We start from the raw sequence: 23,583 nt of genomic DNA on the forward strand, positions 1-23,583 counted from the left end.
ACTGCCGACCAGTGGACCTCCCCGACTGGACTAGGCTCGACCGCGATGAGTACCACCGGGTCGTCGCGCCAGGTCCGCGTGCTGCGCGGCACCCTGGTGGCGACCCTGACCACCGGCGTCGCGCTGGCGTCGCACGTCGCCGGCGGCGGCTCCGTGCCCGGCTGGCTCGGGGTCGCGGCTCCCTGGGCACTCTCCCTGTGGCTGTCCACGCTGCTGGCGGGCCGCCGGGTCGCGCGCTGGCGGACGATCACCTCCGTCGTCGTCGGCCAGGTGCTCTTCCACACGCTGTTCGTGCTCGGCACCCCGACCGAGGCGGCCTTCCCGTCCGGACCGCACACCGGGCACGCCGTGCTCGCTCCCTTCACGCCGTCGGCGACCACCGTCGACCTGATCCAGGCCGACGCCCGGATGTGGGTCTGGCACGTCGCCGCCGCCGCCGCGACGGTCGCCCTGCTCTTCCGGGGCGAGCTGTTCCTGCTCCGGCTGCGACGGGCCGCCACGACGGTCGCGGCACGGCTCGCACCCCGCTGGGTCGACGTGGCGGCCGTGGGGTTCGAGGCCCCCGCCGTCCGGACCCTCGTACCGGCCCGGCGCCGCACGTCGAGCCTGCCCCGCCCCGAGCTGCGTCCCCTGCAGCGTCGCGGGCCCCCCGCCCTCTCCGCGCTCTGAACCCTTCCCCGGGTCCGTCCCCGCGACGGACCCCGGACGCGCCGCGCCCGCACACGACGTGCGGTGCCGCGCGGCGCGCCGACGCCAGAGACCTGAGAGGCACACCTGTGACCACCCGACGCACCACCACCACGCTCGCCCTGCTGCTCGCCGCCGGCTCCCTCGGCCTGGCGGGCTGTTCCACCGACGAGGCCTCGGCCGAGGCGGCCGCGCCCGACACGACGGCCGCCGACGCGGTGTCGATCCAGGACGCCTGGGTCAAGGCCGCCGACGAGGGCATGACTGCCGGCTTCGGCACCATCACCAACGACGGCGAGGACGAGCTGACCATCGTGGCGGCCGCCACCGAGGCCGCGGCGATGACCGAGCTGCACGAGACCGCCGCCGACTCCTCCGGCGAGATGTCCATGACCGAGGTCGAGGGCGGCTTCGTCGTCCCCGCCGGGGACACGCTGATTCTGGAGCCCGGCGGGCACCACCTCATGCTCATGGACCTGACGGATCCGATCCAGGCCGGCGACGAGCTCACGTTCACCCTGACCTTCGCCGACGACTCGACGACCGAGCTCACCGCGACGGTCAAGGACTTCACCGGAGCCGAGGAGAGCTACGGCGACTCCGACACGGAGCACGAGGACTCCTGATGGCGGCGTCCGACGAGGGCGCCCGCGGCCGGTCCGGGTCGACCCGGCGGCAGTTCCTCCTCGGAGGTGCTGCCGCCGGTGTCGGCGCGGTCGCCGCGCTCGGCGCCGAGCACGTCCTGGACCGGCCCGGAGCAGCGGCGCAGGATGCCCCCGTGCCGCTGCACGGCACCGAGACGGTCCCGTTCCACGGCGTCCACCAGGCCGGCGTCACCACCGACGCTCAGGCGTACGCCACGTTCGTCGCCCTGGACCTGCACGAAGAGGTCGACCGCGAGGCGCTGGCTCGCCTCATGCGGATCCTGTCCGACGACGCCGCCCGGCTGACCCAGGGCGAAGCGGCGCTGGCGGACACCGAGCCCGAGCTCGCCGTCACCCCCGCCCGACTGACGGTCACCTTCGGGTTCGGCCCCCGGTTCGTCGAGCGGGCCCGGGGTGCCGCGCCGTCGTGGCTCCACCCCCTGCCCGCGTTCGAGATCGACCGGCTCGAACCCGGCTTCAGCGACGGTGACCTGCTGCTGCAGGTGGCCGCGGACGACCAGCTCACCGTGTCCCACGCGACGCGGATGCTGCTCAAGGACGCCCGCGGGTTCGCCGACGTGCGCTGGACGCAGCGCGGGTTCCGCCGCGCCCACGGGTCGGTCGCCCCCGGCACGACGATGCGGAACCTGTTCGGCCAGGTGGACGGCACCGCCAACCCGGTGCCGGGCACGGCCGACTTCGACGAGGTCGTGTGGGTCACCGAGGGCTGGATGGCCGGCGGCACGAGCGCCGTCGTGCGCCGCATCCACATGGACCTCGACGAGTGGGACACGGTCGGTCGGGCCGGACGGGAGCAGTCGGTGGGCCGCACCCAGGCCACCGGCGCCCCGCTGACCGGGACCCGGGAGCACGACGAGCCCGACTTCGCCGCGCGGACCGACGCGGGCTTCTCCGTGATCCCGGAGTTCTCGCACCTGCGGCGGGCCCGCGGAGTCGACGAGGGTCGCCACGACCGGATCTTCCGGCGCGGCTACAACTACGACGACGCCCCGAGCGGGGACCACGTGTCGGACGCGGGGCTGATCTTCGCGTGCTTCCAGGCCGACGTGGACGAGCAGTTCACGCCCATGCAGCGCAGGCTCGCCGAGCTCGACATGCTGAACCGGTGGACGACGCCGATCGGGTCGTCCGTGTTCGCGATCCCGCCGGGGTGCGAGCCGGGCGGGTTCGTCGGCGACACCCTGCTCTCGTAGCCGTTGTGGGCATGAAATCTGCAGGTCTGGACCGGTCCAGACCTGCAGATTTCATGCCCACAACGAAAGAGGGGCGGTCGGTCAACCGCCGGAGACGCTGAGCTCGGCCTCGCGCAGCTTCGCCTCGAACTCCGCGTCGAGCTCGCGCGAGTCCAGCCAGCCGTAGGGCAGGTGCGGCTTCTTCGGGCTGCCGGCGCGGCCACGCGGCCCCTCGGCCTCCTCGCCCGGGTAGGGCAACGACAGGTCGAGGCCGTCCAGCCGCTCGCGCAGCTCGGCGAGGGTGGAGATCATCGCCAGCCCGCGACGGGCGTCTCCCCCGACGGGGTACCCCTTGAGGTACCAGGCCATGTGCTTGCGCAGGTCGCGCATGCCCTTGTCCTCGTCGCCGTCGTAGTAGGCGATCATCAGCTCGCCGTGGCGGTAGATCGTGTCCGCGACCTCCCGCAGACCCGGCCGGACCCGCAGGTCGGAGCCGTGGAACGCGGCGGCGAGGTCGGCGAACAGCCACGGGCGGCCCTGGCAGCCCCGGCCGACGACGACGCCGTCCGCGCCGGTCTCGCGCACCATGCGCACGGCGTCCTCGGCGGCCCAGACGTCGCCGTTGCCGAGCACGGGGATGCTGCGCACCTCCTCCTTGAGCCGCGCGACGGCGGTCCAGTCAGCGGTGCCGGAGTAGTGCTGCGCGGCGGTGCGCGCGTGCAGCGCGACGGCGGCGGCGCCGAGCGACTCGGCCGTCCGGCCGGCCTCGAGGTAGGTCAGGTGGTCGTCGTCGATGCCCTTGCGCATCTTGACGGTCACCGGCAGGCCGTACGGCTCGGCGGCGTCCACGGCGGCGCGCACGATGCCGGTGAACAGCTCACGCTTCCACGGCACCGCCGCGCCGCCGCCCTTGCGCGTCACCTTGGGCACCGGGCAGCCGAAGTTCAGGTCGATGTGGTCGGCGCGGTCCTCGCCGGCGATGATCCGCACGGCCTCGCCGACGGTCGCCGGGTCGACGCCGTAGACCTGCGCCGAGCGCGGCGTCTCGTCCTCGCCGAAGGTGACGATGCGCAGCGCCTCGGAGTTGCGCTCCACCAGGGCGCGCGAAGTCACCATCTCCGCGACGTACAGGCCCGGGTCGAACCCGGTCGACTGACCGGCCTGCCGGCACAGCGTGCGGAAGGCTCGGTTGGTCACGCCCGCCATGGGGGCCAGGACCACCGGGGTGTCCACGGTGATCGGCCCGATCTGCAGCGGCGGGAGCACACGGGCGTCCGACGCCGGCGCGTCCGGGGCGGGCGCGGGCTGCGGCGTCGTGCGGGTGGGGTCGAGCGTGGAAGTCACGCCCGCCATTGTCCCATCGGGACCGCACCGCGCGCTGTGACGCCGACGACGTGGCGCCCGTCACCATCCGGCGCTCTCGGGTCGCACCGACCGATCCCCGCTGACATGGTGGCGCGACCTCCCGAACGAAAGGAAACGCATGGCACTCTGGCTCATCCTCATCATCGCCGGGCTCGTCTCGCTCGTCCTCGGCCTGGTCGGCCTCGGCCAGTTCTTCGTCTGGGCCGGCGTCATCGCCATGGTGGTGGGCGTCGTGCTCGTGGTCGTCGGCAAGGGGAACCGCAAGGTCGGATGACGGCCGGGCGGCGCGGACACCCGTCCCCTCCGCCCCGAACATGCGGTCCGTCCCGCTTCGTGACAAGGTCACCTGATGCGCGGCAGGACCTGCCGCCCTCAACGAAGGAGGTCAACGTGCCCCTCTGGCTCATTCTCATCATCATCGGTGTCGTGCTGCTCGTCCTCGGGCTCACCGGCATCGCAGAGTTCCTGCTCTGGGTCGGTGTCGCCGTGCTGGTCGTCAGCCTGGTCCTGGCCCTGGTGAGACGAGCGAAATGACGTCCTGAGCACCCGGCGACGTCGCCGGACCCGCTGACGCGGGACATAAGGAACGGGGGCCGTCCTGACAAGGACGGCCCCCGTTCGTGCGTCGGCGCAGCGATGCGGGTCAGGAGACCCCGGGCATCTTCTCCGCGAGGTAGCCGGCGACCTTGTCCAGGGAGACGCGCTCCTGGCTCATCGTGTCGCGGTCGCGGATGGTCACCGCCTGGTCGTCCAGGGTGTCGAAGTCGACGGTGACGCAGTACGGCGTGCCGATCTCGTCCTGGCGGCGGTACCGCTTGCCGATGGCCTGGGTGACGTCGTGGTCGACGTTCCAGTACTGCCGCAGGTCCGCGGCGAGCTTCTCGGCCGTGGGCAGCAGCTCGGAGCTCTTGGACAGCGGCAGGACGGCGGCCTTGACCGGGGCCAGGCGCTTGTCCAGACGCAGCACGGTGCGCTTGTCGACACCGCCCTTGGTGTTGGGCGCCTCGTCCTCGGCGTAGGCCTCAACGAGGAACGCCATGAGGGACCGGGTCAGGCCGGCGGCCGGCTCGATGACGTACGGGAAGTACTTCTCGTTGGTCACCGGGTCGCGGTACTGCAGATCCTTGCCGGAGTGCTCGGCGTGCGTCGACAGGTCGAAGTCGGTGCGGTTGGCGATGCCCTCGAGCTCGCCCCACTCGGACCCGGTGAAGCCGAAGCGGTACTCGATGTCCACCGTGCGGGTGGAGTAGTGCGAGAGCTTCTCCTGCGGGTGCTCGTACAGGCGCAGGTTCTCCGGGTCGATGCCCAGGCCCGTGTACCAGGCCATGCGGGTGTCGATCCAGTACTGGTGCCACTCGGCGTCGCTGCCCGGCTCGACGAAGAACTCCATCTCCATCTGCTCGAACTCGCGCGTGCGGAAGATGAAGTTGCCCGGCGTGATCTCGTTGCGGAACGACTTGCCGATCTGGGCGATGCCGAACGGCGGCTTCTGCCGCGCCGCGGCAGCCACGTTGGCGAAGTTCACGAAGATCCCCTGGGCCGTCTCCGGGCGCAGGTAGTGCCGGCCCGACTCGTCCTCGACCGGGCCGAGGTAGGTCTTGAGCATCATGTTGAAGTCGCGCGGCTCGGTCCACTCACCACGGGTGCCGCAGTTCGGGCAGGCGATCTCGGCGAGGCCGCCCTCGGGCTCGCGGCCCTTGCGCTCCTCGAACTCCTCGATCATCTGGTCCTCGCGGAACCGCTTGTGGCAGCTCAGGCACTCGGTCAGCGGGTCGGTGAAGGCACCGAGGTGACCGGAGGCCTGCCAGACCGGCGTCGGCAGGATGACCGACGAGTCCAGCCCGACGACGTCGGGACGACGCGTCATGGCCTTCCACCACTGCTTCTTGATGTTCTCCTTGAGCTCGACGCCCAGGGGGCCGTAGTCCCACGCGGAGCGGGTCCCGCCGTAGATCTCGCCGGACTGGAAGACGAATCCTCGGCGCTTGGCGAGGGAGACGACGGCGTCGAGCTGGGCGGTCGCGGACGGTGCTGCCACGGATCACTCCTGGGTGTCGACCCCGCAGGTGGCTCCGGCGGGGCGTACGTTCACGGTGGGGTTCGGCGCCACGACGGGCACCGGTGGTCCAGCGTACCGGTCGGTGCCGCGCCCCCGCCGGGGCGCTCACGGGTGCGTTGCGCCGCGCAGCCTGCGGAGCCCGCCGGCGGTAGCGTGACTCACGTCGCACCCGACAGCTTTGACTTTCATTCTCAACAAGGTCGAGAATCGTTCTCATGAACCGTCGTGCCACGCTCGGCCTCGCCGCCGCGCTCCCCCTGAGCCTCGTCCTGACCGCCTGCGCCACCGACAGCGGCGGCAGCGACGACGCGGGCGCCGACGGCGTGCAGGTCCTCGCCTCGTTCTACCCGCTGCAGTACGTGGCCGAGCAGGTCGGCGGCGACCTCGTCAGCGTCGACAACCTCACGCCCCCCGCGGCGGACCCGCACGACCTCGAGCTGGCGCCCGCCCAGGTGCGCGAGCTCGGCGAGGCCTCCCTCGTCGTCTACCTGTCGGGTTTCCAGCCCGCCGTGGACGAGGGCGTGGAGGCACGTTCGCCGGAGCACGTCGTCGACGCCGCGGACGTCGTCACGCTGGAGGAGAACCCCGGGACCGTCCTGCACATGGACGAGGAGGGCCACGAGGGCGAGACGGCCGAGGAGCACGCCGAGCACGCCGAGGAGGGCGAGGACGACCACGACCACGGCGCTCTCGACCCGCACTTCTGGCTCGACCCCACCCTGCTGGAGCCGGTCGCCGACGCCGTCGCCACCGAGCTCTCCGCGGCGGACCCGGACAACGCCGAGACCTACGCGGCCAACGCCGAGGCGCTGAAGTCCACCCTGGACGACCTCGACGCCGAGTTCGCCACCGCGCTGGAGCCCTGCGCCGGCGAGACGCTCGTGACCAGCCACGCCGCCTTCGGCTACCTGGCCGAGCGCTACGGCCTGACGCAGATCGGCATCGCGGCGATCGACCCGGAGGCCGAGCCCTCCCCCGCCCGTCTGCGTGAGATCGGCGAGGTCGTCGAGGAGAACGACGTGCAGACGATCTTCACCGAGACCCTCACCAGCCCGAAGGTCGCCGAGACCCTCGCCGACGACCTCGGCGTCGCCACCGCCGTGCTCGACCCGCTCGAGGGCCTGTCCACGGAGGACCTCGACGCCGGAGCGGACTACGTTGCTGTCATGGACGAGAACCTCGTGACGATCACCGACGGCCTGGGGTGCGCATGACGGCTCCGGCCATCGACGTCCGCGACCTCCACGTCCACCTGGGCGCCAGCCACGTGCTGCGCGGGGTCGACCTGCGCGTGGACCACGGCGAGGTCGTCGCGCTGCTCGGCGCCAACGGGTCGGGCAAGTCCACCCTGGTGCGGACCGTCGTCGGCGTGCTGGAGCCGACCCGCGGCGAGGTGGACCTGCTGGGCCACCGGCTCGGCGACGACGTGCCCTGGCAGCGCGTGGGCTACGTGCCGCAGCGCGTGAGCGCGGCCGCCGGCGTCCCGTCGACCGCGGCCGAGGTCGTCGCCTCCGGGCTCCTGCACGGCCGCCGCCTCGCCCTGCCGCGCGGATGGCGCCGCCTGGCACGCGAGGCGCTGGAGCAGGTCGGCCTGGCCGACCGCGCCGGCCAGGCCACCGGCCAGCTCTCCGGCGGCCAGCAGCAACGGGTCCTCATCGCCCGCGCACTGGTCCGCAAGCCGGAGCTGCTGGTCCTGGACGAGCCGGTCGCCGGCGTGGACCGGCCCAGCCAGGAGGCGTTCGCCGCCACCATGGCCCGCCTGGTCGACGACGGCCTGACGGTCCTCGTCGTGCTGCACGAGCTCGGCGAGCTCGCCGGCCTCATCAGCCGCGCCGTCGTCCTGCGGCACGGACAGGTCGTGCACGACGGCGCTCCTCCGCGCCCGCACGCCGAGCACGGGTCGCGCGAGCACGAGCACGTCCACCCCCACACCTCCGAGGTACCGGTCGTCGGCGCCCACGACGTCGGGCTCTCCGACGGCCCGCTGCTGACCGGCGAGCAGGAGGCCCGCCCATGAGCGAGATCGCGTCCATGCTCACCGACCCCCTCATGCAGCGCGCGCTGCTGGCCGCCCTGCTCGTCGGCGCTGCCGCCCCGGTGGTCGGCACCTACCTCGTCCAGCGTCGTCTCGCCCTGCTCGGCGACGGCATCGGCCACGTCGCGCTGACCGGCGTGGCCCTCGGCTGGCTCGTCGGCTCGGCCATGGGCCTGGTCCCCAACGACGTGCTCGCCATCCCCGGCGCGGTGGTGGCCGCCGTCGTCGGCTCCGTCCTCATCGAGGTGGTCCGGCGGCGCGGGCGCACCTCGGGCGACCTCGCCCTGGCCATCATGTTCTACGGGGGCATCGCCGGCGGCGTCCTCATCATCACCGTCGCCGGCGGCTCGTCGGGCAGCCTCATGGCCTACCTGTTCGGGTCGATCTCGACGGTCACCACCACCGACCTGATCCTCACCGTGGTGCTGTGCCTGGTGATCCTCGCCGTCGGCGTCGGGCTGCGTCCGGCGCTGTTCTCGGTGAGCCACGACGAGGAGTTCGCCGTCTCGTCCGGCCTGCCGGTGTGGGCGCTCAACATGGCCGTGGCGGTTCTCGCGGCGCTGACCGTCACGGTCGCGATGCGGGTGGTCGGCCTGCTGCTCGTCTCCGCCCTGATGATCGTGCCGGTCGCGATCGGCCAGCTCGTGACGCACTCGTTCCGCCGCACCATGGGCGTGGGCTCCGTGGTCGGGGTCGTGGTGTGCGTGACCGGCCTGAGCATCAGCTACTGGTACCCGCTCTCCCCCGGCGCCCTCATCGTGGTGCTCGCCATCGGCGTCTACGCCGTCGTGGCGGGGCTGCACCCGCTCCTCGCGCGCCGCCGCCCCGCCGGCGACCCGCACCCGGACATCCCCGACGACGTCCAGGTTGCCCCCCGGGCACCCGCGGACGCAGACTGCACACCATGAACCAGCCGCTGCGCATGACCAAGCAGCGGGCCGCCGTCGCCGAGGTCCTGGACGCCAGCGACGAGTTCCGCAGCGCGCAGCAGCTCCACGAGCTGCTGCGCGACCGCGGCGACACCGTCGGGCTCGCCACCGTGTACCGCACCCTGCAGGCCCTGGCCGACGGCGGGGACGTGGACGTGCTGCGCACGGACGACGGCGAGGCGCTCTACCGGCGCTGCGCACGCGCCGAGCACCACCACCACCTGGTGTGCCGCTCCTGCGGGCGCGCGGTGGAGATCGACGGCCCCACGGTCGAGGCCTGGGCAGCCGAGGTCGGGGCGTCCCACGGCTTCTCCGACATCGAGCACACGATCGAGCTCTGGGGCACCTGCGCCCAGTGCCGCGCGAACGTGACGAAGTCGAGTTAGGTCAGGCATACCTTCCTCGGGCAGAATGGGGCCATGCTCACCGCCTCGCTGCTCGCCGCCGCGTCCTCGGACGCCGAGCGGCACGGCGTGTTCACCCTCGAGGGCTTCCCGTACTGGATCGTCTACGTCGCGGCCTTCGGCATCGTCATGGCCCGCGCCCAGGCGACGTACTGGCTGGGCCGCGGCGTCGCCCGGGGCGTGGGCGGCACACGGGTCGCCCGGCTGCTGACCGGGCCACGCGCCGCCCGCGTCATCGAGCAGATCCACCGGTGGGGCCCGCCGGCGGTGACCTTCTCCTTCCTGACCGTCGGGGTGCAGACCGTCGTCAACCTCGCCGCGGGCTACCTCCGCATGCCGTTCGCCCGCTACCTGGTCGCCCTGACCTTCGGGTGCCTGATCTGGGCGGCGATCTGGACGACCGTCGGCACCGCGGTCGTCTGGGGCGCCATCCTGCTGTTCCTGCACCAGCCCGCCGTGCTGGCGGCCCTGGTCGTGCTCGGCCTCGCCACGACCGCGCGGCTGCTGTCCCGCCGTCGCGCCCGCGACGAGGACCCCCAGCCGCAGCCGGAGGAGGTCTGATGCTCTCCGCCCCCGCCGCGGTCCCGGTCTCCGGGGCCGAGCAGGTCGCCCGACGCGCCCGACGCCGGGTCCTGGCGTGCGTGCTCGCCCTCGTGGCGCTGGCGCTCGTGGTGCTCCTGAGCCTGGTGCTCGGCGTGCGGGACGTGTCCCTGCCCGTCGTGTGGCAGGCGCTCACCGACCCCGTGGCGGGGAACGTCGACCACCAGGTGATCGCCGGCCAGCGGGTGCCCCGCGCCCTGGTCGGCATCGCCGCCGGGCTCGCCCTCGGTGTCGCCGGCGCCGTCATCCAGGGCGTCACCCGCAACCCCATCGCCGACCCGGGACTGCTCGGCCTGAACTCCGGGGCCTCCTTCGCCGTCGTCTGCGCCGTCTGGCTGCTCGGCCTCACCGCACCGTCGCAGTTCGTCTGGTTCGCCTTCCTGGGCGCCGCGGGGGCGGCCGCGCTGGTCTTCTCCATCGGTGCCGGGCAGCCGGTCAAGCTCGCCCTCGTCGGGGCGACCGTCACCGCGCTCATCACCCCGCTCATCACGCTGGTGCTGCTGCGCGACCAGCAGGCTTTCAACCTCTACCGGTTCTGGGCCGTCGGGTCCCTCACGGGACGCGGCACCGAGACGCTCCTGGTGGTGCTGCCGTTCCTCGCCGTCGGCGTCGTCCTGGCCGCCGGCCTCGCGCACCGGCTCAACATGCTCGCCCTCGGCGACGACATCGCCCGCGGGCTCGGCCAGCGCGTCGGCGTCACCCGGACCGTGGCCGGCCTGACGATCGTGCTGCTCGCCGGGGCCGCCACCTCCCTGGCCGGACCCATCGCCCTGGTCGGCCTCGCCGTCCCGCACGCCGCCCGTCGCCTGGTCGGCACCGACTACCGCTGGGTGATCACGCTGTCGGCGCTGCTCGGACCGGTGATGCTGCTCGGCGCCGACGTCATCGGCCGGCTGGTCCTGCCGCACAGCGAGCTGGAGGCCGGCGTCGTCGCCGCGGCGCTCGGCGCCCCCGTCCTCGTCGCGGTCGCCCGCGGCAAGAAGGTCGCGGGGGTGTGAGATGACGACGACGCTCCCTCCCGCCCCCGCCGTCTCCCCGGTCGTCCGGCTCCGCGCCCGCCGCCGGCGTCGGCGCACGCTCGTGCTCGGCGTGCTCGCGGTGGTGATCGTCGCGCTGGCGGCCCTCGCCCTGACGCTCGGCGCCGCCTCGCTGTCGCCGGGCCGGGCGCTGCTGGCCGCCGTGGGCGTCGGCGACGACGGCGACCTGTTCATCGTGCAGCGGCTCCGGCTCCCCCGGCTCGCCGCCGCGCTGCTGGCCGGCGCGGCGTTCGGCCTCGCCGGCGCGCTGTTCCAGTCGACGCTGCGCAACCCGCTGGCCAGCCCCGACATCCTCGGCATCGCCACCGGCGCGTCCGTCGGCGCGGTGTACGCGATGCTCGGACTGGGCCTGACCGGGCTTGCCGTGTCGGCGGGCGCGTTCGGCGGCGCGGCCGTCATCGCGCTGCTCATCTGGTTCTTCGCCTGGCGCCAGGGACTGCACTCCATCCGGTTCGTGCTCGTCGGGGTGGGCTTCGCCTACCTCGCCTCGTCGGTCCTGGCCTGGATGCTCGCGAGCGCCGACCAGCGCGACGCCGCGTCGGCCCTGGTGTGGACCGTGGGCAGCGTGGCGGACGTGCGCGGTACCCCCCTCGTCGTGCTCGGCCTGGGCCTCGCCGCCCTGGCGCTGGTCGTCGCGCTGATCTCCCGGTGGCAGGCGCCCCTGGCACTCGGCGACGACCACGCCCGCGGACTCGGCGTGCCGACCGACGCGGCCCGGATCGGCTCGCTGCTCGCCGCGGTCGGGCTCGTCGCGCTGGCGACCTCCGTCGTCGGCCCCCTGGCGTTCGTCGCGCTCGTCGCCCCCGCCATCGCCCGACGCCTCCTCGACGACGGCGGTCCCGCCCTGTCCGTGTCCGTCGCCACGGGCGCCACCCTGGTGCTCGCCGCCGACATCGTCGCGGAGAACGGCCTGCTCGGCGTGGCCGCCCCGACCGGCATCGTCACCGGGCTGGTCGGCGCCCCGTACCTGCTGTGGCTGCTGGCCACCCACGAGAAGAGAACTCGCGCATGATCGACATCCCGCACCGCCCCGACGTCCGCCCGGCGCCGACCGCCGCCGGGGCGCTGGTCGCGCACGGCGTCTCGATCGGCTACGACGGCCACCGGGTCATCGACGGTCTCGACCTGACGCTGCCCGCCGGGAAGGTGACCGCCGTCGTCGGCCCGAACGCCTGCGGCAAGTCCACGCTGCTGCGCGGGCTGGCCCGCCTGCACCCCCTGGAGACCGGGCGCGTGACGCTGGGCGACCGGGACGTCACCTCGATGCCCCGCAAGGAGCTGGCCCGGTCCGTCGGCGTGCTGCCGCAGACGTCGGTCGCGCCCGACGGCGTCCGGGTCGCGGAGCTCGTCGGGCGGGGCCGCTACCCGCACCAGGGCTGGTTCGGGCGCCACTCCAGCGACGACGACGCCGTGGTGCTGCGGTCGCTGGAGGCCACCGGGGTCGCCGACCTCGCCGACCGGCCCGTCGCCGAGCTGTCCGGCGGCCAGCGGCAGCGGGTCTGGGTCGCCATGGTGCTCGCCCAGGAGACCGACGTCGTGCTGCTCGACGAGCCGACGACGTTCCTCGACGTCGCCCACCAGGTCGAGCTGCTCGACCTGCTGACCGACCTCAACGCCGAGCGCGGCACGACCGTGGTGATGGTGCTGCACGAGCTGAACCTCGCCGCCCGCTACGCCGACCATCTCGTGGTGATGAGCGCCGGCCGGGTGGTGGCCGAGGGGTCTCCGGCCGAGGTCCTCGACGCCCGCACGGTGCTCGACGCCTTCGGCCTCGACGCGAAGGTCGTCCCGGACCCGGTCGCGGGCACGCCGATGATCGTGCCCGTGGGCCGGCACCGCCGCGCCGACGGCTCCCTCGCCCCGGACGGGTCGGCCGAGCACGGTCGCTGAGGAGTGCCGCTGGGCGCGGCCCGGTGAGACACCTCACATCACGATTCGTCCACGAGGTGGCCACGGGGTTCCGAGGAGCGTCGAGATGAGGTTAGCCTTCCCTCATCTGAACATCCGTCGCGGCGCGCCGCGACCACACCGAGGAGAACCCGTGCTTCGTCGCCGCTCCCTGACCACCGCCGTCGGCCTCGCCGCCGTCGGCGCACTGACGCTGACCGCCTGCTCCGGCGGGAGCGACCCGGAGACGGACTCCGCCGAGGAGACCGCCGCGGCCGAGGAGTCGACCGAGGACGCCGGCGGCGCCACGGACGAGTTCCCGGTCACGATCTCCCACGCCCTGGGCGAGACGACGATCGAGTCCGAGCCGCAGCGCGTGGCCACCTGGGGCTGGGGCTCCACCGAGGCGGCGCTGGCCGTCGGCGTCGCACCCGTCGGCGTCGCCGAGCAGGTCTTCACCGTCGGCGAGCAGGCGCTCGTGCCGTGGGTCGCCGAGGAGTACGAGGCGCTCGGCGCCGAGGAGCCGGTCATCTTCACCGACCCCGAGGCGGGCGCGTCCGTGCCCTACGAGGAGTTCGTCGAGGCCGACCCCGACCTCATCCTGGCGCCCTACTCCGGCGTGACCGAGGAGCAGTACGAGGTGCTCTCCGACATCGCGCCAGTCGTGGCCTACCCGGAGGGCCCCTGGACCACGCCGTGGGACGAGATCATCACCATCACCGCCGACGCCCTGGGCCGCTCCGAGGCCGGTGAGCAGGTCCTGACGGACATCGACACCTACTTCGCCGACCTCGCCGCCGAGCACCCCGCGTTCGAGGGCAAGACCTTCGCCGCGATCGTCGACTCCCCCTCCGAGGGCCTGGTGTACGTCTACACCCCGGCCGACCCCCGCGTGAGCATCCTCGAGGGCCTCGGCGTCGTCTCGGCCCCGTCGGTCACCGAGCTCGACTCCTCCGACGGCGGGTTCTTCTACACGCTGTCCTACGAGGAGCTCGACAGGCTCGAGTCGGACTTCCTCATCGCCTACACGTACACCGAGGAGGAGGCCGAGACCTTCGGCGAGTCCGACGAGCTCCAGGCGATCCCCGCGATCGCCGACGGCAACGTCGTCAAGGTCGTCGGCAACGTCGCCGTCTCGTCCGTCTCGCCGCCCACGGCCCTGTCCTACGACTGGCCCGACGGCGTGCCCGCCATCGTCGACCAGCTCGCGGAGCTCTACCCCGAGAGCTGAGCCGGCACGGCACGTCGCCGCACAGGTGATGCCCGTCCGAGGTCGTCGATCCCGAAGTGGAGGGCCCCCTGGGGCCCGTGAACGCGACCGCGGACGGGCATCACCTGTGCGGCGTCAGGCCGAGGCGCCCGGCGTGTCCACCGCTCCCCCGTAGCGCCGGTCCCGCCGCGCGAACTCCTCGACCGCCCGCCACAGGTGCCGCCGGTCCACCTCCGGCCACGGCTCGGGCAGGAACACCATCTCCGCGTAGGCCGCCTGCCAGATCATGAAGTTGCTGGTGCGCTGCTCGCCGGAGGACCGCAGGAACAGGTCGACGTCGGGCAGGTCCGGCTCGTCGAGGTACTGCTGGACCGTCTTCTCGGTGACGCGGGCCGGGTTGATCCTCCCCTCGGCGGCGTCCCGGGCGATGGCGGCCGCGGCGTCGGCGATCTCGGCCCGCCCACCGTAGTTGACGCACATCGTCAGCGTGCAGCGGTCGTTGTCCTTGGTCATCTCCTCGGCACGCTGCAGCTCGTCGATCACAGAGCCCCACAGCTTCGGCCGGCGGCCGGCCCAGCGGATCCGGACTCCCCACGAGGCCATCTCGTCCCGGCGTCGGCGGATGACGTCGCGGTTGAAGCCGAGCAGGAACTTCACCTCCTCGGGCGACCGCTTCCAGTTCTCGGTGCTGAACGCGTAGGCCGAGACGTGCTTGACGCCGATCTGCACGGCGCCCGCCACGACGTCGAGCAGGGACTTCTCGCCCTCCTTGTGCCCCTCGATCCGGGACAGCCCCCGCGCGTTGGCCCACCGGCCGTTGCCGTCCATGACGATCGCGACGTGGTTCGGCACGAACTGGGCGGGGATCTCCGGCGGGGTGGCACCGGACGGGTGCGGGTACGGCTCGTCGTAGGAGCGGGCGGCGCGGGGCATCAGGCCTCTCTCTCGATCAGGCGCAAGGAGCGCAGGGTGCGCTCCAGGTAGAACTGCGAGTAGGCGGCGACGAGGCCGTCCGCCTCGCTGCGGTGCCGGGAGTCCGCGGCGTCGGCGACGTCCCAGTCGCCGGCGAGCAGCGCGGCCAGCAGCACGAAGGTCTCCGGTGCGGGCGACGGCGAGCCCGGCGGACGGCAGCGGGTGCACACGGCACCGCCCTGGGCGACGGCGAAGGCGTGGTGCGGTCCCGGCTCGCCGCAGCGGGCGCACTCGGTGAACGACGGCGCCCACCCGGCCACGGCCAGCGCGCGCAGCAGGTAGGAGTTGAGCACGAGCCCCGGGGCGTGCGCCCGCGCGGACAGGGCCCGCAGGGCGCCGACGAGCAGCCAGTACTGCTGGACGGCGGGTTCGTGCTCCTGCGAGACGAGCCGGTCGGCCGTCTCCAGCATGGCGGCGCCCGCGGTGTACAGCACGTAGTCGGCGCTGATCTGCCGGGCGAAGGGCCCGATCGTCTCGACCTGGGTCACCGAGTCCAGGCTGCGTCCGGTGTGCAGCTGGACGTCGACGGCCATGAAGGGTTCGAGCCGGGCACCGAACTTCGACGACGTGCGCCGCACCCCCCGCCCGACGGCGCGGACCTTGCCGTGCTCGCGGGTCAGGAACGTGATGATGCGGTCGGCCTCACCCAGCTTCTGGGTGCGCAGCACGATCGCGTCGTCTCGGTACAGGGGCACCTGGACATTGTCCCAGGTGCCCCTGTCAGCGCGGGACTCAGCCGTGCTCGGCGCGGTTCACCGCGGAGACGATCGCCTTGAGCGAGGCGGTCGTGATCGACGGGTCGATCCCGACGCCCCACAGCACGTCGTCGCCGACGGCGCACTCGACGTAGGCCGCCGCCGTCGCGTCGCCGCCCGCGCTCATCGCGTGCTCGCTGTAGTCCAGCACCGTGACGTCGACCCCGACTCCGGCGATCGCGGTGACGAACGCGTCCAGCGGCCCGTTGCCGGTGCCGACCAGCGTCTGCTCGGTGCCCTGGTCGACGACGTCGGCCTCGAGCGTCGTGGTCCCGTCCTGCACCGCACGGGTCCGGATCTCGCGCAGCTTCAGGCGGCCCCACGGCTGCAGGTCGGCGTGGCCGTTCTCCTCGACGGGCAGGTACTCGTCGGTGAACATGCGCCAGATGTCGGCGCCGGTGACCTCGCTGCCCGCGGTGTCCGAGAACTTCTGCACGACGCCGGAGAACTCGATCTGCAGCCGGCGCGGCAGCTCCAGGTGGTGCTCGGTGCGCAGCAGGTAGGCGACGCCGCCCTTGCCGGACTGGGAGTTCACGCGGATGACCGCTTCGTACGACCGGCCCAGGTCCTTCGGGTCGATCGGCAGGTACGGCACGCCCCAGGTGATCTCGTCGACGGCCTTGCCCTCGGACTCGGCCCGGGCCGCCATGTGCTCCAGGCCCTTCTTGATGGCGTCCTGGTGCGAGCCGGAGAACGCCGTGAAGACCAGGTCGCCCACGTAGGGGTGCCGCTCGGCCACGGGGAGCTGGTTGCAGTACTCGACCGTGCGCCGGATGGCGTCGATGCCGCCGCCGACGGTGAAGTCGATCTGCGGGTCGATGCCCTGGCCGAACAGGTTCATGCCCAGGGTGACCAGGTCGACGTTGCCGGTGCGCTCGCCGTTGCCGAACAGGCAGCCCTCGATGCGGTCGGCCCCGGCCTGGTAGCCCAGCTCGGCCGCCGCGACGGCGGTGCCGCGGTCGTTGTGCGGGTGCAGGGACAGCACGACGTGCTCGCGGTGGTTGAGGTTCCGGCTCATCCACTCGATGGAGTCGGCGTAGACGTTGGGCGTCGCCATCTCGACCGTCGCCGGCAGGTTGACGATCACGGGGCGCTCCGCCGTCGGCTCCAGGACCTCGAGCACCTCGTTGCAGATGCGGGCGGCGTACTCCAGCTCGGTGCCCGTGTACGACTCCGGGGAGTACTCGTAGTAGACGGTGGTCTCGGGGACGGTCTCCTCGAGCTTGCGGCACAGCCGCGCGCCCTGCAGGGCGATGTCGATGATCCCGTCCTGGTCGGTGCGGAAGACGACCTCGCGCTGCAGGATCGAGGTGGAGTTGTAGATGTGCACGATCGCCTGCTTGGAGCCGCGGATCGCGTCGAAGGTGCGCTCGATGAGGTGGTCGCGGCACTGGGTCAGCACCTGGATGACGACGTCGTCGGGGATGCGGCCGGACTCGATGAGCGTGCGCACGAAGTCGAAGTCGGTCTGCGAGGCCGAGGGGAACCCGACCTCGATCTCCTTGTAGCCCATCTGGACCAGCAGCTCGAACATCCGCAGCTTGCGCTCGGCGTTCATCGGCTCGATGAGGGCCTGGTTGCCGTCCCGCAGGTCCACCGCGCACCAGCGCGGGGCCTTCTCGATGCGGCGGTCGGGCCAGGTGCGGTCCGGCAGATGGACGTCGATCTGCTCGTGGAACGGCAGGTACCGGTGGTACGGCATCTGCGAGCTGCGCTGCGGATTCTGCGCGGCGATGCCGTTGGTGGCGTGGGTGTGCTCGGTCTTCATCAGGAGGGTGTCCTTCGGGTGGTGTGGCTCGGTGACGGCCGGCGCACCAACGTCCCCCGCGGCGAGGTACCGGCCTCTGCTAGGCCTCGCCACGGCACCGAAGGAGGAGGCTCACCACGTGCTGCACCCTCACACCGTACACCGTCTGTGTGCCGGGTCACCCCGGCCGTCCACGACGGTGCGACGTCGCGGGAACGTTGCCTACCTCGCGGGGAAGTTGCCTACCTCGCGGGGCGTTTCAGCGGCGGGTGCGCAGCGCGGCGTCGACCGACGGGTCGCCCAGCGCGCCGAGCCAGTCGAGCAGGGCCGGGTAGGTCGAGGGGTTCGCCGCGACGTGCGGCCGCAGGTGGGGTGCCTCCTGGACGATCTGCGCGAGCTGCTCCAGCGGCGTGTGCGGGTCGAGCGCCTGCTCGGGGGTCCAGGGGCTGCCGGGCACGTGGGTGACCGGCGGCAGCATCTGCGTGGACTCGGCCGGCGCCGCACCCTGCTGGACCGGCTGCTGCACGGCGGTCTCGTCGGCCGCCGACGGGGCCCCGTGAGCGGACGGCTGCTCACCCGTCGCGGCCGAGCGCACCGGCGACATCTGCTGCGTCGCGTCCGTGCCCGCCGCCCAGGTTCCCCGCCAGCGCGAGCCCGGCTCGGTCTCGGCTGCCTGCGCGGGCTCGGGCTGTGCAGGCTCGGGCTGTGCGGCCTCCGCGTAGCCGGGGTGCGCCGGCTGTGCCGGCTGCGCGGGCTCGGCGTAGCCCGGCTGCGCGTAGCCCGGCTGCGCACCGAACGGCTGCTGCGGCCGGCCGGGCACCGGCTGCGCGGAACCCTGCGGGTCGGCCGCGAGGAACGTCGTGACCGACGGCGGCACGATGAGCGCGGCGAGCACCAGGGCGGGCAGCGCGAGCGCCAGCAGCAGCTCCTCCACCCGCGAGGCCGTCCCGATCCCGGCACGTGCCACGAGGATGACGACGCCGAGCACGACGACGACGCAGGCGGCCCCGACCGCCGTCGCGTGACCGCCGCGCGGGTCGCGCAGCAGGGCGCGCCGCGCCAGGACCGCCACCACGACGACGAGCACGCCGACGATCAGCCGCAGCACCGGCTCGACCTCGATCCGCCCGGCCACGAGCTGGACCACGGCGACGACCACGACGAAGGCCGCGACCAGCAGCATCAGCTCGAACGCCTGGACCGCGACGCGGATCCAGCGCGACGCGGTGGCCACGACCGGTTCCCCGACGACAGCGTCCCACCGGGCCAGCACCGGCACGACAGCGGCCGCGGCCACGGCGGGCAGGAGGAGCAGGCCGAAGCGGAGCCCGTGGACCGACTCGAGCCAGACCCCGACCGCACCGCCGCCGAGCATCGTCACCTCGACCGCCACGGCGGCCCCGAGGACGAGGAGCACGACGCCGGCCGCGTCGTCGCCGCGCAGGAACCGCCGCGCGGTCGCCCAGAGCAGACCGAGGACCAGGAGCGCGCCGAGCGCGGACCCGACCACGTCGGGCCAGGCGACGCCGTCGACCAGGCTCAGCACGGGGGTCGCGACGGCACCCACGGCGACCACCACGGCCGCCCCGGTCATCAGCCGCACGTCGGGTACCGCGGCGGCGAGCACGGCCCCCGCCAGCCCGACGGCGAGCCCGCCGCCGACCGCACCGGTGTCGGCGGACGCCCGGACGAGGTCGAGCACCAGGTACAGCAGCGTGACCAGCCCGTAGGGCGCCAGGCCCCACCACCGCGCGGTCGGTGCGGCGAGACGCTTCCAGCCCCCGGTCAGCACCCCGGCGCGGTCGGCGTAGGTGGCGACGATCACGACGAGGGCGACGACCGTGGCCAGCACGACCCAGAGCAGGTCGCTGCCACGCGCCGCCACGGCGCCGTCGACACCGCGCAGGGTGACGATCGCCCAGGGCAGCGGCAGGGCCACCAGCAGCGCGACCACGGCGACGACGTCGCGCACGATCTCCCGGGTCGGCACCCCGGCGAACGGCGAACGGCGCTGCTCGACGACGACGACGTCGGACATGTCGGTGACTCCTTGCGTTGACCTACCCGGACCGGAACCGGTCCTGGACGTTTCTACCCGACCGGACCGTGCCACGTCTCCCCCGGACGCGGCACGGTCAGATCCCGAGCTGGTACACCCCCCAGTACGCGGCCGTGACCAGCAACAACGCCGACCCGACGAGCACGGCCCACAGCGTGAGGTGCGCCACGGCGCCACGGGCGACGACGACGTCGCGCTCGGCGCGGTGCCGCGCCCGGACGTCGGCGACACGCTGCAGCAGGACGGCAGCGGCCACCGCGGCCACGGCGCCGAGCAGCCGCACGGCGATCCAGCCGCCCTGGACGACGAGGGCGTCGCGCTCGTAGTCGATGGCGAGCCGCGCCACCGCGACGAGGTAGACGGCCAGGCCGCACACCGTGGCCACCGACACCACACCGAGGGCGACCAGCGGCGGTCCCACTCCCGGCGCGAAGCGCCCGTTCGGCGGCGCGGAGCGGTGCAGCACCCGCCGGGCCAGCGACACCACGCCCCAGGCCACGAGCGCGAGCACGACGAGGCCGGTCCCCCCGACGACGACGGCGACCACGACGTCGCCGTTGCCCCACCAGCGCGGCTGCGGCACGGGGGCGGCCAGGTAGAGCTGCTGGGGAGCATCCCCGGCGATGCGCGGTGCGGCGTCGGCGGTGCCCGGCAGCCCTTGGACCCATGCGGCCAGGTCGCGGGGGAAGTGCGGGTGCAGCGGCGCCTCGGCGTCCTTCGGGGCGTCGGCGGGGAGCTCGTCCCGCAGCCGGATGCCGTGGTCGGCGCCGGCGTAGTACCGCACCGTCACCGGCGCCCCCGACCCGACGGCCGTGTCGGCGAGGATCAGCCGTACGCCCTGCTCGATGGGCATCGACGGGTCGGCCGTGCCGTAGACGACCAGCAGCGGCGCGGTCTGGTCCTCCAGCCACGGGCGCACGTCGAAGTCGGCGTAGTCGAAGCCGCCGCCGGGGAGCTGCATCCCGACCGCACGCGGGATGGCGCGGAACACCTGGCCGGGCACCCCGGTGTTGCGCAGGTAGTTGTCGACGGCGAAGGCGGCCTGCTCGCGGGGCGGCACGACGGGTGCGGAGACCAGCACCGTGAAGGCGACGTCGGGGTCCTCGACCTGCATCACCGGGACGATCCAGGTGCCCTCGGACTCTCCGTAGGCGCCGACCCGCTCGGGGTCGACGCCGTCGACGGTGCGCAGCAGCTCGACCGAGCGCAGGTAGTCCTCGGCCATCGCCTCGTAGTCGCGCTCGCGGGTGGAGTAGGTGTCCAGCCGCTTGTCGGGCACGAGCGTGGCCACGCCGGCGCTGGCCAGCAGCTCGGCGGTGTCGACGAACGCCTCCTCGGCGGCGCCGGTCCCGGCGCCGTGCACGAACACCACGCCGGGACGGTCCGGCAGCACCGCGCCGTCCGCGTCCAGCGGCCGGCGCAGCAGCCCGTCGACGGTGGTGTCCCCGAGGTCGACCGTCACCGGGGTGGTGCGCACGGCGTGGTCGCCGACCTCACCGACGTCGCCGGTCGCCGCGGGCTCGGTGGACTCGATGGTGGTGGCGGACCGCGTCGGCACGATGTGGTCGCGCACGGGGACGGGGTGCCACTGCGGACCGGCCAGGGAGCCCACCACGGCGAGCCCGACCAACAGGGCCAGGCTGGCCGCGAACGTCCGGAACACCACCTACCGGATGCTACTCGGGAGGCCCCGGCCGGACCGCCGTGACGCCCCGGAGTACACGGAAGGTCGTCAGAAGCCGAGGCGCTGGAGCTGCTTCGGGTCGCGCTGCCAGTCCTTGGCGACCTTCACGTGCAGGTCGAGGTAGATCCGCGCGCCGAGGAGCTTCTCGATGCCCTCCCGTGCCTGGGACCCGACCTCGCGCAGCCGCGAGCCGCCGCGGCCGATGATGATGCCCTTCTGGCTCTCGCGCTCGACGAACAGGTTCACGCGCACGTCCAGCAGCGGCGGCTTGCCCGAGGAGTCGTCGCCGGAACCCTCGCGCGGCACGATCTCCTCGACCACGACCGCCAGCGAGTGCGGCAGCTCGTCGCGGATGCCCTCCAGGGCCGCCTCGCGCACGAGCTCGGCGATCATCGTCTCCTCGGGCTCGTCGGTCAGCTCGCCGCCCGGGTAGAGGTCGGGCCCCTCGGGCAGGTGGGCGACCAGGACCTCGGTGAGCTCGGCGACCTGGAAGCCGTCCTGTGCCGAGACCGGCACGATGGCCGACCAGTCCCGGTCCATCGACCGGGCGAGCTGGTCCACGGCCATGAGCTGCTCGGCCAGCGCCGCGCGACCGACCAGGTCGGCCTTGGTCACGATCGCCACGACGGGGACGGCGGTGCGCCCCTCCATGAGCGGGGCGAGCTGGTTCGCGATGTACCGGTCCCCGGGGCCGATCTTCTGGTCCGCGGGCAGGCAGAAGCCGACGACGTCCACCTCGCTGAGGGTGTCGACGACGAGCGTGTTCAGCCGCTCCCCCAGCAGGGTGCGGGGCCGGTGCAGCCCCGGGGTGTCCACGAGCACCATCTGGGCGTCGTCGCGCTGGACGATCCCGCGGATCGTGTGCCGGGTCGTCTGGGGACGCGCCGACATGATCGCGACCTTCTGCCCCACCAGCGCGTTGGTCAGGGTCGACTTGCCGACGTTCGGGCGGCCGACCAGGCAGGCGAAGCCGGAGCGGTGCGGGTTCTCGTGGGTCATACGGCGTCCTTCTGGTCGTGCGGCACGAGGTCGTCGTCCTCGTCCGCTGCTGGTAGGGCGATCCGGCGCACCAGCAGGCTGGCGAGCTGCTTGCGGCGTCCCTCGACGCGCTCGGCCTCGAGCCGCAGGGCGCCGACGTCGGCCGAGGACCCGGCCAGCGGGACCTTGCCGAGGGCCTTGGCGAGCAGGCCGCCGGCGGTGTCGACGTCGTCGTCGTCGAGACGCAGGTCGAACAGCTCGCCGAGCTCGTCCACCGGCAGGCGGGCGGGGATGCGCCACAGGCCGTCGCCGAGGTCCTCCGGCTCGGGCTCGGCGACGGTGTCGTGCTCGTCGGTCAGCTCGCCGACCAGCTCCTCGACGATGTCCTCGACCGTGACCAGCCCGGCGACGCCGCCGTACTCGTCGACGACGATGGCGATGTGCGAGCGGCGCGCCTGCATCTCGCGCAGCAGGTCGTCGGCCGGCTTGGACTCGGGGACGAACACGGCCTCGCGCGCCACGTCCCGCACGGGCCAGTCCGCCGCCCCGGGGTCGTTCTCGATCCGCCGTGCGACGTCCTTGAGGTAGACGACGCCGACGAGGTCGTCGACCGTCCGGCCCACGACGGGCACGCGGGAGAAGCCGGAGCGCAGGAACAGCCGCATCGCCTTCGCCAGCGACGTGTCGGTGCCGGTGGTCACCATGTCGGTGCGCGGCACCATCACCTCGCGGGCGAGGGTGTCGCCGAGCTGCAGGGCCGAGCGCAGGAGCTCGCGCTCCGGTTCCTCGATCGCCTCGTTCTCCCGGACGCGGTCGGCCATGTCCTGCAGCTCGTCGGTCTCCGGGATCGCCACGTCGGCGGCGCGGTCGCGCCGCGGCACCCAGGACACGGCCCGGTGCACCACGGACAGCGGCCCGGCGAGCATCACCAGCGCGGTCGTCGGACGGTGGTGGGCCCACGTGCGCGGGCTGAGCCGCACCACGAGGATCCCCGCGAGCACACCGACCACGGCGGCCCCGACCAGCACCTCCCACCACCGGTCGAACCAGTGCGCGAGCAGCAGCGTGGCCGAGGCGACCGACAGGGTCTCGGCCAGCACGCGCACCAGCGCGAACGAGCCCGCGGCCCGGGGGTCGGCCGCGAGCAGCTGGGCCCGCCGCACGTTGCGCCGTCGACGCGGCCCGGGCGAGCCGCCGTGGGGTCCGGGCTCCTCGAGGGCGAGGGCCAAGGAGACCTTGGTGACCCGTTCGACGGCGGCCTCGCCCGCACTGAGCAGGGCGGACAGGCCGAGCGCCACGACGAGCACGGCCCACAGCAGCAGGTCGGGGACGTCCACC

23 protein-coding genes are annotated in these 23,583 nt (G+C 73.3%); 14 read left to right on the forward strand and 9 right to left on the reverse strand.

Annotated elements, in window-relative coordinates; translation table 11 throughout:
• The first annotated feature begins 45 nt into the window (after positions 1-45).
• From V5O49_RS15900 to V5O49_RS15910, 3 genes are all read left to right on the forward strand, one after another.
• The gene (locus V5O49_RS15900) at positions 46-669 is read left to right on the forward strand and encodes a hypothetical protein (RefSeq protein WP_332903088.1); all 624 of its coding nucleotides are present in this window, start codon (positions 46-48) and stop codon (positions 667-669) included.
• 107 nt (positions 670-776) lie between these two features.
• Positions 777-1,313, forward strand: coding sequence for a copper chaperone PCu(A)C (locus tag V5O49_RS15905; RefSeq protein ID WP_332903089.1), 537 nt, complete (start codon positions 777-779; stop codon positions 1,311-1,313).
• Positions 1,313-2,545, forward strand: coding sequence for a Dyp-type peroxidase (locus V5O49_RS15910; protein ID WP_332903090.1), 1,233 nt, complete (start codon positions 1,313-1,315; stop codon positions 2,543-2,545). The genes V5O49_RS15905 and V5O49_RS15910 overlap by 1 nt, the downstream gene beginning before the upstream one ends.
• An 81-nt stretch (positions 2,546-2,626) precedes the next feature.
• Here the strand turns inward: V5O49_RS15910 and dusB are convergent, their stop codons facing one another.
• Entirely contained in the window at positions 2,627-3,877 is a 1,251-nt protein-coding gene (dusB, locus tag V5O49_RS15915) for a tRNA dihydrouridine synthase DusB (RefSeq protein WP_332903091.1), read from the reverse strand.
• 130 nt (positions 3,878-4,007) lie between these two features.
• Here dusB and V5O49_RS15920 point away from each other — a divergent pair, with 130 nt between their 5' ends.
• Positions 4,008-4,163 carry a hypothetical protein gene (locus tag V5O49_RS15920; RefSeq protein WP_278234790.1) on the forward strand — a complete coding sequence of 52 codons (156 nt, stop codon included), beginning with the start codon at positions 4,008-4,010 and terminating at the stop codon, positions 4,161-4,163.
• A 116-nt stretch (positions 4,164-4,279) separates the two neighbouring features.
• Complete coding sequence (locus tag V5O49_RS15925) at positions 4,280-4,423, forward strand: hypothetical protein (RefSeq protein ID WP_278234791.1); 144 nt, start codon at positions 4,280-4,282, stop codon at positions 4,421-4,423.
• Between the two features lie 109 nt (positions 4,424-4,532).
• On the opposite strand, the gene V5O49_RS15930 is transcribed toward V5O49_RS15925, so the two are convergent.
• Positions 4,533-5,927, reverse strand: a complete 1,395-nt coding sequence (locus tag V5O49_RS15930) for a glycine--tRNA ligase (protein ID WP_332903092.1) — start codon at positions 5,925-5,927, stop codon at positions 4,533-4,535.
• Positions 5,928-6,163: 236 nt separating this feature from the next.
• Here V5O49_RS15930 and V5O49_RS15935 point away from each other — a divergent pair, with 236 nt between their 5' ends.
• The 9 genes from V5O49_RS15935 to V5O49_RS15975 all read left to right on the forward strand — a co-directional run bounded on the left by V5O49_RS15935 (position 6,164) and on the right by V5O49_RS15975 (position 14,071).
• Positions 6,164-7,162 carry a metal ABC transporter substrate-binding protein gene (locus tag V5O49_RS15935; protein ID WP_332903093.1) on the forward strand — a complete coding sequence of 333 codons (999 nt, stop codon included), beginning with the start codon at positions 6,164-6,166 and terminating at the stop codon, positions 7,160-7,162.
• Positions 7,159-7,965, forward strand: a complete 807-nt coding sequence (locus tag V5O49_RS15940; protein WP_332903094.1) for a metal ABC transporter ATP-binding protein — start codon at positions 7,159-7,161, stop codon at positions 7,963-7,965. The genes V5O49_RS15935 and V5O49_RS15940 overlap by 4 nt, the downstream gene beginning before the upstream one ends.
• Entirely contained in the window at positions 7,962-8,891 is a 930-nt protein-coding gene (locus V5O49_RS15945) for a metal ABC transporter permease (protein WP_278234795.1), read from the forward strand. The genes V5O49_RS15940 and V5O49_RS15945 overlap by 4 nt, the downstream gene beginning before the upstream one ends.
• Complete coding sequence (locus V5O49_RS15950; RefSeq protein WP_332903095.1) at positions 8,888-9,298, forward strand: Fur family transcriptional regulator; 411 nt, start codon at positions 8,888-8,890, stop codon at positions 9,296-9,298. The genes V5O49_RS15945 and V5O49_RS15950 overlap by 4 nt, the downstream gene beginning before the upstream one ends.
• Before the next feature lie 33 nt (positions 9,299-9,331).
• The gene (locus tag V5O49_RS15955; protein WP_332903096.1) at positions 9,332-9,877 is read left to right on the forward strand and encodes a DedA family protein; all 546 of its coding nucleotides are present in this window, start codon (positions 9,332-9,334) and stop codon (positions 9,875-9,877) included.
• Positions 9,877-10,914, forward strand: coding sequence for a FecCD family ABC transporter permease (locus tag V5O49_RS15960; protein WP_332903097.1), 1,038 nt, complete (start codon positions 9,877-9,879; stop codon positions 10,912-10,914). The genes V5O49_RS15955 and V5O49_RS15960 overlap by 1 nt, the downstream gene beginning before the upstream one ends.
• 1 nt (position 10,915) lies before the next feature.
• A complete protein-coding gene (locus V5O49_RS15965; RefSeq protein ID WP_332903098.1) occupies positions 10,916-11,965 on the forward strand; it encodes a FecCD family ABC transporter permease in 1,050 nt (349 codons plus the stop codon).
• Positions 11,962-12,843, forward strand: coding sequence for an ABC transporter ATP-binding protein (locus V5O49_RS15970; RefSeq protein ID WP_332903099.1), 882 nt, complete (start codon positions 11,962-11,964; stop codon positions 12,841-12,843). The genes V5O49_RS15965 and V5O49_RS15970 overlap by 4 nt, the downstream gene beginning before the upstream one ends.
• A gap of 151 nt (positions 12,844-12,994) precedes the next feature.
• Complete coding sequence (locus V5O49_RS15975; protein ID WP_332903100.1) at positions 12,995-14,071, forward strand: iron-siderophore ABC transporter substrate-binding protein; 1,077 nt, start codon at positions 12,995-12,997, stop codon at positions 14,069-14,071.
• A 114-nt stretch (positions 14,072-14,185) separates the two neighbouring features.
• Here the strand turns inward: V5O49_RS15975 and V5O49_RS15980 are convergent, their stop codons facing one another.
• The 7 genes from V5O49_RS15980 to V5O49_RS16010 all read right to left on the reverse strand — a co-directional run bounded on the left by V5O49_RS15980 (position 14,186) and on the right by V5O49_RS16010 (position 23,582).
• The gene (locus tag V5O49_RS15980) at positions 14,186-14,983 is read right to left on the reverse strand and encodes an isoprenyl transferase (RefSeq protein WP_332903101.1); all 798 of its coding nucleotides are present in this window, start codon (positions 14,981-14,983) and stop codon (positions 14,186-14,188) included.
• Positions 14,983-15,717: a DNA repair protein RecO gene (recO, locus tag V5O49_RS15985; protein ID WP_278234803.1), complete on the reverse strand. Its 735-nt coding sequence runs from the start codon at positions 15,715-15,717 to the stop codon at positions 14,983-14,985. Before recO ends, V5O49_RS15980 begins: the two co-directional genes overlap by 1 nt.
• A gap of 37 nt (positions 15,718-15,754) precedes the next feature.
• Positions 15,755-17,545, reverse strand: a complete 1,791-nt coding sequence (leuA, locus tag V5O49_RS15990) for a 2-isopropylmalate synthase (RefSeq protein WP_278234804.1) — start codon at positions 17,543-17,545, stop codon at positions 15,755-15,757.
• Between the two features lie 238 nt (positions 17,546-17,783).
• Positions 17,784-19,562, reverse strand: coding sequence for a DUF7937 domain-containing protein (locus V5O49_RS15995; RefSeq protein ID WP_332903102.1), 1,779 nt, complete (start codon positions 19,560-19,562; stop codon positions 17,784-17,786).
• Between the two features lie 97 nt (positions 19,563-19,659).
• The gene (locus tag V5O49_RS16000; protein WP_332903103.1) at positions 19,660-21,249 is read right to left on the reverse strand and encodes an alpha/beta hydrolase family protein; all 1,590 of its coding nucleotides are present in this window, start codon (positions 21,247-21,249) and stop codon (positions 19,660-19,662) included.
• A gap of 66 nt (positions 21,250-21,315) precedes the next feature.
• Positions 21,316-22,266 carry a GTPase Era gene (era, locus tag V5O49_RS16005; protein WP_278234807.1) on the reverse strand — a complete coding sequence of 317 codons (951 nt, stop codon included), beginning with the start codon at positions 22,264-22,266 and terminating at the stop codon, positions 21,316-21,318.
• The gene (locus V5O49_RS16010; protein ID WP_278234808.1) at positions 22,263-23,582 is read right to left on the reverse strand and encodes a hemolysin family protein; all 1,320 of its coding nucleotides are present in this window, start codon (positions 23,580-23,582) and stop codon (positions 22,263-22,265) included. The genes era and V5O49_RS16010 overlap by 4 nt, the downstream gene beginning before the upstream one ends.
• Position 23,583: the final 1 nt, after the last annotated feature.

The organism is Isoptericola haloaureus, assembly GCF_036689775.1.
GTDB lineage: Bacteria > Actinomycetota > Actinomycetes > Actinomycetales > Cellulomonadaceae > Isoptericola > Isoptericola haloaureus.

What these genes read in the sequence shown, in the direction of transcription:
- V5O49_RS15910 (WP_332903090.1), top strand. Translation starts at nt 1,313, where the DNA reads ATGGCGGCGTCCGACGAGGGCGCCCGCGGCCGGTCCGGGTCGACCCGG.
- V5O49_RS15940 (WP_332903094.1), top strand. Translation starts at nt 7,159, where the DNA reads ATGACGGCTCCGGCCATCGACGTCCGCGACCTCCACGTCCACCTGGGC.
- V5O49_RS15995 (WP_332903102.1), bottom strand. Translation starts at nt 19,562, where the DNA reads ATGTCCGACGTCGTCGTCGTCGAGCAGCGCCGTTCGCCGTTCGCCGGG.
- era (WP_278234807.1), bottom strand. Translation starts at nt 22,266, where the DNA reads ATGACCCACGAGAACCCGCACCGCTCCGGCTTCGCCTGCCTGGTCGGC.
- V5O49_RS15920 (WP_278234790.1), top strand. Translation starts at nt 4,008, where the DNA reads ATGGCACTCTGGCTCATCCTCATCATCGCCGGGCTCGTCTCGCTCGTC.
- V5O49_RS15945 (WP_278234795.1), top strand. Translation starts at nt 7,962, where the DNA reads ATGAGCGAGATCGCGTCCATGCTCACCGACCCCCTCATGCAGCGCGCG.
- dusB (WP_332903091.1), bottom strand. Translation starts at nt 3,877, where the DNA reads ATGGCGGGCGTGACTTCCACGCTCGACCCCACCCGCACGACGCCGCAG.
- V5O49_RS15970 (WP_332903099.1), top strand. Translation starts at nt 11,962, where the DNA reads ATGATCGACATCCCGCACCGCCCCGACGTCCGCCCGGCGCCGACCGCC.
- V5O49_RS15965 (WP_332903098.1), top strand. Translation starts at nt 10,916, where the DNA reads ATGACGACGACGCTCCCTCCCGCCCCCGCCGTCTCCCCGGTCGTCCGG.
- V5O49_RS15935 (WP_332903093.1), top strand. Translation starts at nt 6,164, where the DNA reads ATGAACCGTCGTGCCACGCTCGGCCTCGCCGCCGCGCTCCCCCTGAGC.
- V5O49_RS15950 (WP_332903095.1), top strand. Translation starts at nt 8,888, where the DNA reads ATGAACCAGCCGCTGCGCATGACCAAGCAGCGGGCCGCCGTCGCCGAG.
- V5O49_RS15955 (WP_332903096.1), top strand. Translation starts at nt 9,332, where the DNA reads ATGCTCACCGCCTCGCTGCTCGCCGCCGCGTCCTCGGACGCCGAGCGG.
- V5O49_RS15980 (WP_332903101.1), bottom strand. Translation starts at nt 14,983, where the DNA reads ATGCCCCGCGCCGCCCGCTCCTACGACGAGCCGTACCCGCACCCGTCC.
- V5O49_RS15960 (WP_332903097.1), top strand. Translation starts at nt 9,877, where the DNA reads ATGCTCTCCGCCCCCGCCGCGGTCCCGGTCTCCGGGGCCGAGCAGGTC.
- leuA (WP_278234804.1), bottom strand. Translation starts at nt 17,545, where the DNA reads ATGAAGACCGAGCACACCCACGCCACCAACGGCATCGCCGCGCAGAAT.
- V5O49_RS15900 (WP_332903088.1), top strand. Translation starts at nt 46, where the DNA reads ATGAGTACCACCGGGTCGTCGCGCCAGGTCCGCGTGCTGCGCGGCACC.